The following is a 13,331-nucleotide window of genomic DNA, read 5'->3' on the forward strand; positions in this document are numbered from 1 at the left end:
CAAACGACCCCTCCCGAGCCCGCAACGGCTCCTCCAACGGCACCCCCCGCACAGGCCCCGCCGCCTCCGTCGGCCACAACCGCCCCTGCTGCACAGACTCCATCGGCGTGAACGCCCCCTGCGCAGGCGTCACCGGCTCAAACGACCCCTCCCGAGCCCGCAACGGCTCCTCCAACGGCACCCCCCGCACAGGCCCCGCCGCCTCCGTCGGCCACAACCGCCCCTGCTGCACAGGCTCCATCGGCGTGAACGCCCCCTGCGCAGGCGTCACCGGCTCGAACGACCCCTCCCGAGCCCGCAACGGCTCCTCCAACGGCACCCCCCGCGCAGGCCCCGCCGCCTCCGTCGGCCACAACCGCCCCTGCTGCACAGGCTCCATCGGCGTGAACGCCTCCTGCGCGGGCGTCACCGGCTCGAACGACCCCTCCCGGGCGATCAGCGGTTCTTCCACCGGGAGGGTGAAGCCCTCGCGGGGACGGAAGGAGGGCTCGAAGGCGGGTGTCTCCTCCACGCGGTAGCCCTCGCGCGGGTGGGCCGGTGTGTCGTCTCGGTGCTGGTCACTCATCAGGGGTCCTCGTCAGGTGGGAAGCAGGGGCGGGCGGAGTTACGGCTGCGAGGCCTTGTCAGGACCCGCCCCCTGCGGCGAGCCGCGCCAAGGCGTCTCGCAGGAACGGGCTGGGCACCTGGTACCCGCCCTCCTCGCGGATCGGCGAGGGGCCGGCGGCCGGGGCCGGGGCCGTCGAGGCTGCGGCACCTGCGGGCGCCGCCTCCTCGGGCCGTCCACGCCGAGCGGCCACGGACCTGGCCCGGTCCAGGTACGCGTCGTCCTCGCCCCCGGCAGGAGCGGAGCCCGACGAACCGGCAGAGCCCGACGAGCCCGAGGCAGTCTCCTTCTCCCCCTTCGCCGCGCCGTCGCCGGCAGCGTTGCCGTCGCCGTCGCCGTCAGCGGGGGCGGCAGCCATCGCGCTCGCCATCGCCGCCACGAACGGGTTCTCCGCCCCGGTGGCGGGCGCGGCCTCCTCCGGCTCCGGGGCCGTGAAGGACTCCGTGGTCCGGGCTTCGTCCAGCCAGCGCTGTCGCATCCGGTGCCAGTTCTTGTCCCGGGGTTCCACCTCGGTGGCCTGGCCGACGATGCCGCGATCGGTGCGCAGCGCCTCCTCTTCCTCCTCGCCCTCACAGCCGAAGCGGGTGGGCCGCAGGAAGCGGTTGCCGCTCTTGCCGGCGCCCTTGCCGCCGCCGCGCGCTCCGCCGAGGCCGCCGGGTGCGTGCATCCCCGAGGCGCCGGGGCGGCCGGCCGCAGCGCCGGAAGCCGCGCCGCCCACCGCCGTGCCCGAGCGGGCACCGAGCCGTGCGGCGGCCGATCCGGCCCCGGCCGCACCAGCCGCACCGGCCATGCCGCTGAGGCTGCTCGCCGCGCCGGAGAGCGAACTGCCCAAGGCGCCCCCGAGCCCACCGGCGCCGCCGCCGAGCCCTCCACCCCCGAGGCCTCCGCCGCCAAGGCCACCGCCTGCACCACCACCGCCGAACGCGCTGAGTCCGCTGCCGCCTCCACCGAAGGTGGGGTCGAACCCGTCGAGGCCGGCCAGGGTGAGACCCGGCTGCTTGCTGACCGGACCGAGCCCGAAGGTCGGCTTTCCGTCGGGACCGATCCCGGGGAAGGTCGGCAGGCTGGGCTTCGGCGGGGTGAAGGGCTGCAGCTTCGGCATGTGCGAACCGCCTCCCGGGCCCCCGTGTCCGGGCATCTTCGGCGCGGCCGGGTGCGGGATCTTCGGCGCACCGTGGCCGCCGCCTCCCCCGGCACCGCCACCGCCACCTCCGCCCCCGGAGCCGTCACCCCCGGCACCGCCGGCGCCGTCGCCGCCCGCGTTCGGTCCGGGCGGCGGCGTCAGGCCGTCGATCCCGAGGTTGTTGCTCCCCGGACCGCCCGCGCCACCGGCTCCGCCCGCGCCACCGCCGCCCAGGGCGCAGGACTTCCCGGCCCCCGTCATCGACTCGATGTGGCCGGCGCTCTGCCGCAGCATGCTGTCCACGCCGGAGCCGACCTGCCCGATGTACGTGTGGTAGGTCTGCGCGGCCGTCTTGACGCCCTCGGACTGCGCGACGTCGTCGTGCTTGCCCTCCGGGTGCTGCGCCATGTAGTCCTTCGCGTACGCCAGCTCCCGCACCATCTCCTGCTTGGTGGCGGTCACCGCCTGCACCGAGCCGTGCAGGTTGGTCGCCATCGCCTGACTGGCGAGCAGGGTGGTGGCGGCGTGCGAGTCGTCCCGGCCCGCGTACTTCTGCAGGTACGCCTCGTACTGCTCGGCCGCCGGGCCGGACATGTGCTCCATCGCGCGCTTGGCGGCGCCGATGATCGCCTGGATGCGGCTCTCGGCCACCTTGTTCCAGTTGTCCCAGGCGGCGGCGAGGTCCGCGAGCAGGTCCTCGTTGCCGTTCGGGAAGGCGATGTCCGTACCGTTCTCGTTCTTCTGAACGGTCTTGAGCACGTCGGCGAGGTCGGACGGCAGCTCAATCATGATGACGAGTCACTTTCTGGATGAGCAGGACGGTCAGATCTCGGAACGGTGGGGGCCGCCACCGCCGGCCGGGGGCCGCTCGACGGGCGGCTTGGGGTGGTTGTAGTCCAGCGTCGGTGCCGGAGGCGGCACGTAGCCCGGGTCCGAAGCCGGGGCGGGGGCGGGCGCCGGAGGCGGCGGGGTCGGCGCGGGCGCGGGGGGAGGCGTCGGCCCGGGGCTGCCGCCCGGACCGCCGGACGGCGGTGTGCCGCCGTCCTTGAGGATCTGGTTGAGGTCCTGCGAGTTCTGGTCGTCGGTCAGCCGGTGGCTCTCGACCATCTTCAGCAGGTTGGCGGCCATCGCCGCCGAGTTGGTGAGGTAGGCCCGGATGCCCTCCAGCACCTGCTGCTGGTGCTCGGCCACCCCGCCCACCGACGACGACCCGCCGGTCAGCGCCTTGCCCAGCAGGTCGGTGCCGTAGACGGACTTCTGCACCTGCTTGACCACCGACTCCAGGTGGTTGGTCGGCTCCTCCAGGTCGTCGAGCATGCTTCTGATCAGCTTGGCGGCTGACTCGACCTCTCCGAGGTCGATCTGGAACGCTCCGGCCACGGCGTTTTCCCCTCAAAACACGGTCAGTAACTGAGGACTCGGTCAGGTGCGGGCCACACTGCCCCCACCGATCAGGAATCGATGTGCCGACTTGTCGACCCGTGCGGCGAGGTCGGCTCAGGAACGGTCGGCGGGCCGCACCGGCAGCCCGCCACCGCTCCCGTGAGAACGCGTCAGAGCAGGGTCGGCCCGTCCACGCCGACGACGTGCAGCCCGGCTTCGCCGAAGGCGATGGCGAGCGGGGCCCGATCCATCTGCGCCTCGTTCAGCAGCGTGCCGCTGGCCAGGTGCCAGAGCCGCACGGTCGAGGCTTCATCCCCGGCGGCCAGCAGCACTTCGCCGTCGAGGTCCTGGACGGCCAGCGCCCGAACGGCGGTGGCACCGCCGTCGAAGGAAGCCGTCCGGACACCGTCACGCACGCCCCAGACCAGCACCTTGCCGTCGGCCGTCCCCGCCACCACCACCGGCAGGCCGTTCGCCACGCCGAAGGCCAGCGTCTCGGCGGGGGCCGACAGTCCGTCGAGCACCGGGCCCGCCCCGCCGCTCGCGGCGTCCCACAGCCGGACGGTGCCCTCGGCCCCGGCGGTCGCCAGCAGCCGGTGACCGTCGGAGAGCCCGAGCGCCATCGCGGTCACACCCTGCGGGTGGGCGGTGAACTGCACCAACGGCGTCCCGTCCAGCGCCTGCCGGACCCGCACCGTCCCGTCCGCCCCGGCCGAGGCGAGCAGCGCGGGCGCACCACCGGGCGCCTCGGCGGCGAAGCCGAGCGCGGTGACGGGGCCGGTGTGCGGGGTGGGCACCGAGAGCTTCACACCGGTGCGCAGTGTGTGGCAGCGCACCGCCCCGGCGGCGGTGCCGCAGACCAGTACGCCCTCGCTGACCGCCAGTGAGGTGACCGGGCCGCCTTCGGCGGCGAGCCGCCAGATCTCGGTGCGGCTGGCGGCGTCGGTCAGCCGCAGGGTGCCGTCGGTGTGGCCGGTGACGATGGCCGGGCGGCCGTCGAGCTCGGTGACGGCCAGGATGTTGATCGCGGCGCCGAGGTCGTGGGTGCCGAGCGCGGCGCCGCTGGCGGGGTGCCAGAGGGCGATCCGGCCGTGCTCGTCGCCGGTCACCACGGCGGGGGTGTCCGCGATGGTGAGGGTCGCGACAGCGGTGAGCCAGCCCGTCCCGGCCGGCCAGCCGTGCTTGGCCGTGCCCTCGTACACGTCCCAGGTCCGTACCGTGCCGTCGAGCGAACTCGAGGCCAGCAGCGGAGCGCCGTCCACCTCGAGAAAGACCAGACCGGTGACCGTGGCGGAGTGCCCGGCCAGCACGGCATGCGGCAGTCCGGTCGCCAAGTCCCACAGGCGGATCTCGCCGTCCTGCCCCGCCGAGGCGAGCAGCGCCTGGTCGCCGAGGCTGAGCACCGCCAGGGTGGTCACCCGGGCCCGGTGGCCCACCAGCAGGTGCAGGCGCTGCCCCGAGGAGACGTCCCAGACCCGCACGACCGCGTCCTCCCCGGCGGCCGCCAGCAGGTGCACCCCCGCGCAGTGCGCGTACGCGAGCGCGGCGGCGCCCGCCCCCTCGACGTCGAGCAGGCCGAGCGGGCGGCCGTCCTCGGCACGCCAGGCCCGGATATCGCCCTGCGCCCCGGCTGAGAAGGCCAGCGACACGCCCTGGACCAGTCCGGCGGCGACCACCTGCGCGCCTTCGCCGCCCGAGGTGCCGTGCAGCAGGACGCCGCTGACGGCGTCCCAGACCTGTACGGCGCCGTCCTCGGCGCCGACGGCGAAGACCTCCCGGCCGTCCACCGTGGCCAGCGCCACCGAGGTGGGCACCAGCCCCGCATCCGGGCCGGAACTGCCGAGCGACTCCCGGGTGGCCAGATCCGCCAGGCCGTAGCCCTGACCGGTCTCGGCGATCGCGTACGCCGGACGACCCTCGACCGCACCGATCACGGCCTTGGCCTGCGGAGCGACCGGCACGTACCGGGTGGCGCCGAAGACGGCACCGGCGGCGGGCAGCGCGGCGGCGTCGGCGGGGTCGAGCGCCTGGGCGGCGAGCGCCTCGACCAGGCGGGCGGCCTCGGGCAGCGGGGCCGTAGTGCCCTCGGCCCACAGTGCGTCACCGCCGGGCAGCAGCCCGGTGGCCCGCAGCGTGGTGGCCCCCGCCGGCGCCTCCGCGCCCGTCAGGCCCGGCCCGGCGGCGCGGATCGCGGCGAGCAGCCGCACCGTCAGCGCGCCGTCCACCCGGCCGAGCCGGGTGGTGTGCCGGTGCTCCGTCAGCCGTTCGACCCGCAGCGCACCGTCGACGCCGAGCAGCAGCTCCGTACGCCCCCCGGCCGCCTGCTCCCCGCCGAGGCTCAGCCGGATCCCGGGGCCCTTGGCCCCACCCGACTGCTGCTCCTCCGTGCCCGGCATGCCCGCCCCCTCCTCCGCCCGGCGCCCGAGCGGTTACCTGTTCTGCCCTTTCGGGCAGAGGAATTGTCCAAGCGGGAAGACGCGGAGTCAGGTCGGATACGAATACCATTCTCCGCGCATTACCGAATATCTCCGCCGGGTGGGCGCGGCCTTCCGCCACCCAACCGACAGCCCTGGGCATCAGTACAGGTCATCGACCATGAGCGTGGCGTGCACCACATCGTGCGGCACGGATGCGCGCGAACTGTGGAACAGGCTCGGGCAACCGCCCGCACGCCGGAATCCGATGAAAGCTCCGACCCCCTGGGACGGGCATATTAGCCGCTGTCGCGTACGCGTCGGTACACCGGTGCTCGCAGTTGATCGAAACCCGCATTCCGCTCTACGCTCGGCTGCCCCGGTGCCGGCACGGGAGAGAAGACAGACCGGGCCGCCGGTGTGCTCACCGACGGCCCGGAGGGGAGAGCGAAGCCTCAGAGGCCCTGCTCCCGCATGAAGGCGTCCAGCCACTCCATCCGCCCGTGCTGCAGCAGCAGTTGCTCGATCTTGCGGCTGTTCAGCTCGACGTCGCCCGCGATCCTCCTGGCCGCCGCCTGGTCCGTGGCGACGGCGTGGGCGGCGTCCACCGCCGCACCCACGGCGATGTCGTCCTTGAGGTCGGCCAGCCGGCGCAGGAAGTCGGGGTCGGACCGGCGGGCCCGGACGGCCTCGGCGGCGTCGACCAGCTCCTGCCGGGTCTGCGCCGCGCGGAGCCGCGCCATGTCCTGGTCCACGCCGTCCCGCATGGTCCGGGCCAGCGCCTCCAGGGCCGTCCGGCGCCCGCCCTGCGGCAGCCTGCCCACCATGTCGACGATGTCGCGGTGCGAGCTCTTCTCCCAGTCGAACTTGGCCTTCAGGCTCAGCACCAGGCCGGTCTTCTGCTCCTCCGTCAGCGGCGCGAACTCGATCGGGCGGGTCTGGGTCCGGTCGACCACCGTGCTGCCGTGGGGCCCGTCGGCGGGCCCGCTCATCTCCTGGCTGACGACGTGCCACGGCTGGCCCGGCCCGCTGCGCCAGAGGAAGTTGGTGACGTCGAAGCTCCGGCCCTGCTCCAGGTGCGTCTGCCGGGCGTACTCCTGGTCGCCGAACCAGTCCGAGACGGCGTTCTCCCGGATGAACCGCTCCATCGCGGGCTGGAAGGACTTGGGCGACTGGAAGTGCGTCGCGGTGAAGGGCTGGTGGATGTCGCTCCCGCCGCTGATGACGAACGCGCAGCCGTTCATCGCGGGCGTGACGACCAGGTCCGGACCGTCCGGGCCGCCGACCACCGAGCTGCCGACACCCTCGTCCCTGGGCTGGCCCGCGTGGTACGGCACCAGGGAGGGCCGGAGGTACGCGCCGTCGGGCATGCCGAGGCCCTGGATCGCCGCGAGCTGCTCCGGGCCGAGCCGCAGGTACTCGGCCAGGTGCGGGGCGTCCTGGAGGTACTTCTCCACGGCGGGCGTCAGCTGGAAGGCGGTCCGGTCCGGAGTGTCCCGGCTCTGGTCCGGCGTCAGGACGTACCAGTGCGCGGCCGGCCGGGGCTCGGGCCCCTCCCGGCCCTCGATCCACTTCAGCAGCATCGGGATCTGGTTGTCGTCCAGCCTCCCCTCGTACCGGGCCCGCAGGCCCTGCACGGGGTCGGAGGAGATCATCCGGCCCTGGAGCATCGCCACCGGGTCCTGGTGCAGCTCGTGCACCAGCGCGGTGTGCTCGGCGGGCGGGAGCGGCGGCAGCGCGCCGAACTCGGGGGCGTCCGCCCCGAACAGCTCCGGGTCGTGCTCGCCGCCCGGGACGTGCTCCTCCGCCGGGCCGCTGGTGGCGGCCCAGACGTGGTCGCCGTTGCCGAAGCGCGGCGGGATGGGCTGCTCGGCCAGGGTCCGGACCGAGCCGGTGGAGGGGTCGGCCCAGCGCAGCACGCCGTCCTCGCCGTGGATCAGGGCCAGCGCATGGCCCTCCTTGCCGCGCTTGCCGAGCAGCACGGTCGAGAAGGTGCCGGGGCCGCCCTCGCGGACCTGGTGGACGAGAGCCTCGATGCCCGGCTTGCCGTCGCCGAAGGAACGCGGGGGCTCCGCCCGCTTGAGCAGCGTCCAGGCGGCATCGGTCTCCGGACGTCCCGCCATCGGGACGTCCGACGGACGCGGCCGCCCGTAGTGGGTGTCGCGCAGCGCGTCGGTGGCCTCCAGACAGCTGTGCAGGCTGCTGCCGTCGAGGCTGAGCTCGTGCGGGTTGACGGCGGTGAGCAGTTCGGGGGTCGGCTGCGGGAAGCGCCGCCCGCCGGTGGCCTGCCGGACGGCCTCCCGCTGCTCCTCGGTCGGCGGCCGCAGCCCCCGGCCCTCGCGGACCGCCGGGGAGTCCTCGTACGCACGGGTGCGCGGGCGCTTGCCCTCCGGCCCGTGCTCGGCCACCGACGGTTCGTCACCGCCGCTGGGCGGCTCGTCGTCCCGCCCGCGCTTGCGGCCGCCTGCGGCGGACTCACCGGCGCCGGGCTCCTGGTGGGCGGACTCGTGCACGGCAGGCGGCGGGGGCGAGGGCAGGTCCTCGTCGTGCGGGGCGGGCGGCGGCGGGGACGGCAGGTCCTCGTCGTGCGGCGCGGGGTCGGCCTGTCGGTCCGGGCCCTGCTCGTACTCGATGGGCCGGTGGGTGGCGGTGAACTCCTGGAGGAGGTTGCGCCGGGCCCGGTAGGCCTGACCCGCCTGGGCCATCAACTTGAACGTCTCGGCGGCCTGGTGGCGGTCGCGCTCCAGCCGGGCATCGGCGGCCGCGTCCTCCCTGGCTCGGGCGACCAGCTCCGCGTGGGCGGGGTCGACCGGGTGGGACGCGTCCTTCACCGCGGCCTCGAGGCCGTGCTGCCGCACGTCCGCCCACAGCTGCTGACGCCGCCTCAGCGCCTCGGCCTCGCGGGTGGTCTCCCTCATCCGGGCATCGATCGCCTCACCCTTGGCATTGAGCTTCTTGCCCTCCGCCGCGAGGCTCTCGCTCTCCTGCCTGAGCGCACCGGTGTCCGTGGCCGCCCGCTCCTCCTGGAGCCGGGCGAGCTCCTGCCGTACCTCCTGGAGACGCTCCTGCGGAGCCCGCTGGTCGAGCCGGCCGAGCACCTCGGCCTCCTCGCGGAGCCGGGCCGCCCGCTCCGAGGCCTCGCGCTTGCCGCTCTTCGGAGCCTGCTTGAGCTCCTCCCACGCGGCGGCCGCCTCCTGCTCCTTGCTCTCCCGAGTCGGCACCGGCCCGTCGGAGGAGCTGAGCCGGTCCAGCGGCCCGATCTCCTTCTCCAGCCCCTTGATCCGGCTGTCCCGGTCCGCGACCAGCTGCAACTGCCGGTCGTTCTCGGCCTTGCGGCCGTCGAAGTCGGCCCGGCCGCTCCGGTGATCGGCCAGCTCCTGGTGCAGCCCGGCCAGCTCGGCGTCCTTCGCCTCGACGTGGTGGTCCACCTCCTTCCGGACGACACCGTGTCCGGGCATGCCCGGCAGGAAGGTCTCCGGGTGCCACTGCACACCGATGGTCGGCGCCCCGTGCCGGGTCTCGAACGCCTCGACCGAGGGCGAGTCCGTACCACTGGCGACGGCGGAGACCACCAGCGGGGACTTCTCGTGCTCCGCGAGCGCCGGGCTGTCGGGGATCAGGTCCGGGTGCGGTTCGGCCGCGCGGCCACGCGGGTCACCGGTGAGCACCCCGTCCTCGCTGAGCGCGGCGGCCCAGTGGGTGCTGTTGACCTGTGCCACGACCGGGTTCTCCCCGTCGCTCTTGAAGGTCTTGCCGAGCAGGGTGTCCGGATTCACCTCCACGCCGTGGCTGATCTTCCAGGTGTCGGTCATGACGACGGCCTTGTGCTGGGCCGACTCCGCCGGGGAGAAGGAGCCGAGCGAGGCGCCGAAGTGCTCGGCCAGCCGCCACGAGCCACCGCAGACCGCCAGCACCGGCATGCCCATCAGCTGCGCCTGCCCGATCAGCTTGCGCTCGTACTCGGCGCGCGCGACGTGCTCGTCGTAGATGCGCCGGTCCTTCGGCGAGGCCCGCTCGTACAGCTCCCGCTTCGCCGCCGCGATGTCCGCCTCCCGCGCGGCGATCTCCTCGCGCCGGCCCGCCGACTGCCGCTCCAGCTCCGCCTTCGCGGCCGGCTCCTGCTCGGCCTCGCTCCGGCGCTGGAGCTCCGCGTGCTCGTCGCGGAGGGTGCCGAGCTCGCCCTCCAGCGGCCCGGTCCGCTCGTTGATCCGCTTCAGCAGCTCGGGGCGGTTGACCTCGCCCTGCGCCTGACGCTCCGCCGGGTCCTCGATTCCGGGGTGGCCGACCTGCCGGTCGTTGGCCGTTGCGGCGCCGGGGATGTACAGGACGTCGGTGTCCCGGAGGCTCTCCTTGACCGCCTCCGGCGTGACGGGGCGCTCCGGCCGGGTGCCCGTCCCCTCCACCCGGACGGCCTCCGGTGGCAGCGGGCCCGGGATCGGCCGGGGCCCGGTGACACCGCCCGCCCCCTCCCAGGACGCCCTGTCGTGGCCGACGTAGGCGTTGCCGTTGCCGTCGGTGCGGTACGAGATCCCGATCCTGGCGGGCTCCTGCGGACGGTTGTTGAAGAACTGCTCGACGCGCTGCTGCTCGGCCGGGTCCGGCAGGATCCGGCCGGTCCTGGGGTCGGTCTCGCGCTCTCGCGCCGGGGGCGGCGGGGCGGGCAGGTCCTCGGAGCGGTCGGCGGGGGTGTCCCGGCCAGAGGTGTCCCGGCCGGGGGCGTCGGGGCTGTGGTCCGGGCCGAGGGAGTCCTCGCGGGTGGGCGGCGGCGGAGCGGGGGCGTCGAAGTTGTCGGCGCCGTCCAGCACGCGGTGGATCGCGTCCGGGTCGGGGGTGAAGCCGTCGGTACGGCCGTCGGCCCACTCCATGATCTTGTCCCGGAGTGCCGCCGTGTCTGGCGGACCGCCGGGCAGGTACTCGGCCATGTCGCGGAACTCCTGGACCACCTCCAGGAAGCGGTCCTGGCCGACCCGGTCGCCCGGATGGAAATCGCCCACGATGTAGGACAGTTGGGACCAGCCGTGGTTGGGCTCCGGCTGGCCGCCGTGCAGGAAGTCGTCGGCCGGGGCGCCGGTGCGCTGACGCAGGTGCAGCGGCTCGCCGCCGCTCCAGTTGCCGCCCTGGAGCTCGGTGGGGTGGTTGCCGAAGGGCGCCTCGGGGTGGCCGGGGCGCGGCCCGCCGTCCAGCTCGGGCAGGCTCGTCCCGCTGATCCAGTAGCCGTTCTCGTCCACGTGCGGGGCGAGCTCCTGGATGATCGCGCCGTTGTCGCGGTCCTTCCAGTCCTTCAGCCAGGAGTCCTTGTCCATCAGGAAGCCGAACTTCTCGTCCGGGTGCGAGCCGAGGTACTCGCTGTAGTCCTGGTTGTGAACGCGCACATCGAGCACGGACCTCCCGTCCGGCCCGGTCACCGCGTAGTGGTCGACCCCCGACTCGTCCGTCCGCAGGGTCACCTCGTGACCGGGGGCGGCGTACTTCTCCAGGCTGGCCCTCAGCGCGTCCTGAGAACCCTTCAGCTCCTCCGCCGGGGTCTTCGAGACGAAGGTGAAGTCCTTGGCGCCGGTGGTCATCAGCGGGTGCTCGATGTCGGCCCCGGCCCCCAGGTAGAGCAGCCTGTCCCCGGCGGTGAGGTTCAGCTCGTTGAGGCCCCGGATGGTCTCGTACTTGTCCTTCACCGGCAGCGTCACCAGCCACTTGCCGAACTCGCGCCGGTCCGTCCACTCCGGCGGGTTGCCGAGGTCCTTGACCACCTGCGGGCCGTGCTCGCCGCTGCCGAACAGGTACTTGAGCGTCTCGGGGGACGCCTCGTTGTTCACCGCCCGGACCAGCTCGCCGGTGCCCGCCGAGTGCAGCTCGTGGTCGAGGTAGGCGCTGAGCACCTCGTCGAAACTGTGCGGGTGGCCGTCGTTCAGCAGGTCCTCGGCCCGCTGGTGGCCGGCCGGGTCGCCGCCGAGGCGCTGGTCCAGCCGGGCGAGCAGCTTCTCCGGCGTCTCCATGCCGTTCTTCGCCAGCGCCTCCTGCTCCATGCTGACCGGCTCGGGCGGCGGCGAGGGCTGCTCGTCCGTGCCTGGCTCGCGCCGGGCCTGCTCGTGCGCGGGCCGGTCGTGCGCGGGCGGCTCGTGCGCGGGCGGCTCCGACGGCGGGGCCGGGCTCTCGTGGGCCTGGCCCTCGGCCATGCGGAAGAAGTCGCCGACGCCGGATTCGGCCTCGGTGCGTGCGACCGGGTTGGCCCGGCCGCCGGTGTGCACGGCGAGCGGGTCCGAGCCGTAGAGGTGGTCCAGCAGCGGCTTGAGGGTCTGCTCGTGCTGACCCGCCCAGTAGGAACCGTTGTTCCGGTCCTGACCGGTCAACGGGTCGCTGCCGTGGTTGGTCGAGAGGTGCGCGTTGGTGACCTGGGCGAAGTACTCGAACTCGTCGGTGGAGCTGTAGTTCTCCCGGTCGCGCCCGCTCCCGTCCCGGCGCGTCCCGTCCGCCCACTGGGCGGTACGGTCGGCGTCCGCCGTGCGCTTGCCCTCGAACGCCTCGTGGACGGTCTGCCTCTGCTCCGGCGTGAGGCCGAACTTGTGGACGGCGTGGGCGAATTCGTGCGTCGTGGTGGAGTACCCGTCCGCGTAGTTGCCGCCCTTGCCGATGTCGGTCTTCTCGCCGAGCAGGTTCTCCTCGGTGATCGCCACCTTGCGGCCGCCGGAGCCTCGGACGTCGTCCCAGGTGCGTCCGTGCGCGGAGTCGCCGCCCAGACTGCGGCCCTTGAGGTTCCCGAACGCGGGCACGTCGGTCATCCGGACGTCCCTCGGGACGACCACGACCTCCACCCTGTTGTTGAGCAGGCGCTCCGCGACCTCGGGGTTGCGCAGCATCCGGGCCAGCTGCTGCTGGGCCTCATGACGCGCCGCACCACTCTGCACCGTACGGGGATCGACCTCGACCAGCAGGTGCGCGGCCGACTCGGCGAACTCGTCCGGCGTCGAGTTCCTGCGCAGCTCGGCGACGAACTCCTTGTCGGTCGCGAGAGCGCGCCGCTCCTCGGGCTTGAGGTTGCCCAGGGCGTGCAGGCGCTCCTCCTGACCCATCGTCGGCACATCACGCTTCGGCTCGACCGGTGTCTCGGAAGTGGAGTTCTCACGGGTCACGAACTCGTGCCGGCGCTGCTCGCGCTCCTGCTCACGGCGGCGCTGCTCCTGGGTACGGAACCGGCTGCCGCCGGCTTCCGTTCGCGGCTCCGGACGCGGCTCCGGACGCGGCTCCGGCGCCGGGGTCCCAGGGCGCGGCCCGGCCTCGGGCCGGGGGGCCGGACGGCCGCCGCCCCCGCCGACCGGACCGCCCTGGTGCACCGGCCCGAACTGCGGCGGTGTCGACGCCTGCCCGCCCTGACCGGCGGGGTTGGCCGGGGCATCCGCACCCGGCGGTACCACGCTGTCGGGCGTGGGCACCTGGTGGTCGCCTGGTGCGGCGGTCTGGCGCGGCGCAGCGGAGGGGACTCGGGTACCACCGTCGATGTGGGTGGTCGGGTTGCTCGGATGAGCTCCGCCGGGCAGATTCAGGTTCGGCGTCGCACCGGTGTGGCCGCCACCGAGGCCGGCACCGGACGGCTCCCCCTCATGACCACCCGTCGACTGGGACGGCACGGCCGCCTCGCCACGGAACGGCTGCTCGGCAACGGGCTCCCGCACCGACGGGGCCTCATGACCGGCCACCGGCTCCGGCGCCGGCTCATGCCGCTGGCCCCCCGGCGCCTCGAACGGCGCCGGTGTCTCGCGGACCGGCCCGCCCTCGGGCGCGGGCTCCCGGACCACCTGCGGCACCTCACCCGACT

General features: G+C 74.1%; 6 protein-coding genes. 1 reads left to right on the forward strand and 5 read right to left on the reverse strand.

All coding sequences use genetic code 11. The annotated features are described in order from the left end of the window. The 5 genes from ABT095_RS22255 to ABT095_RS22275 form a co-directional block, all read right to left on the reverse strand. The coding region (locus ABT095_RS22255; RefSeq protein WP_350531210.1) for a hypothetical protein at window positions 1-565 on the reverse strand (565 nt) is incomplete at its 3' end. Between the two features lie 58 nt (window positions 566-623). After that, on the reverse strand, window positions 624-2,516 hold the full coding sequence (locus tag ABT095_RS22260; RefSeq protein WP_350531211.1) for a WXG100-like domain-containing protein: 1,893 nt from the start codon (window positions 2,514-2,516) through the stop codon (window positions 624-626). Window positions 2,517-2,549: 33 nt separating this feature from the next. Then, complete coding sequence (locus ABT095_RS22265) at window positions 2,550-3,107, reverse strand: hypothetical protein (protein ID WP_350531212.1); 558 nt, start codon at window positions 3,105-3,107, stop codon at window positions 2,550-2,552. A gap of 173 nt (window positions 3,108-3,280) precedes the next feature. Next, entirely contained in the window at window positions 3,281-5,506 is a 2,226-nt protein-coding gene (locus tag ABT095_RS22270; protein ID WP_350531213.1) for a WD40 repeat domain-containing protein, read from the reverse strand. Window positions 5,507-5,979: 473 nt separating this feature from the next. After that, entirely contained in the window at window positions 5,980-12,948 is a 6,969-nt protein-coding gene (locus ABT095_RS22275) for a gamma-glutamyl-gamma-aminobutyrate hydrolase family protein (protein WP_350531214.1), read from the reverse strand. 168 nt (window positions 12,949-13,116) lie between these two features. Between ABT095_RS22275 and ABT095_RS22280 the strand changes: the two genes are divergently transcribed. Then, window positions 13,117-13,331, forward strand: a 215-nt coding sequence (locus ABT095_RS22280; RefSeq protein ID WP_350531215.1) for a hypothetical protein, incomplete at its 3' end; no start/stop codon positions are given.

The sequence above is a fragment of the Kitasatospora sp. NPDC002227 genome, assembly GCF_040296285.1.
Lineage (GTDB): Bacteria > Actinomycetota > Actinomycetes > Streptomycetales > Streptomycetaceae > Kitasatospora.

Coding starts and splice junctions, on each gene's coding strand:
- ABT095_RS22260 (WP_350531211.1), bottom strand. CDS start 2,516: ATGATTGAGCTGCCGTCCGACCTCGCCGACGTGCTCAAGACCGTTCAG.
- ABT095_RS22270 (WP_350531213.1), bottom strand. CDS start 5,506: ATGCCGGGCACGGAGGAGCAGCAGTCGGGTGGGGCCAAGGGCCCCGGG.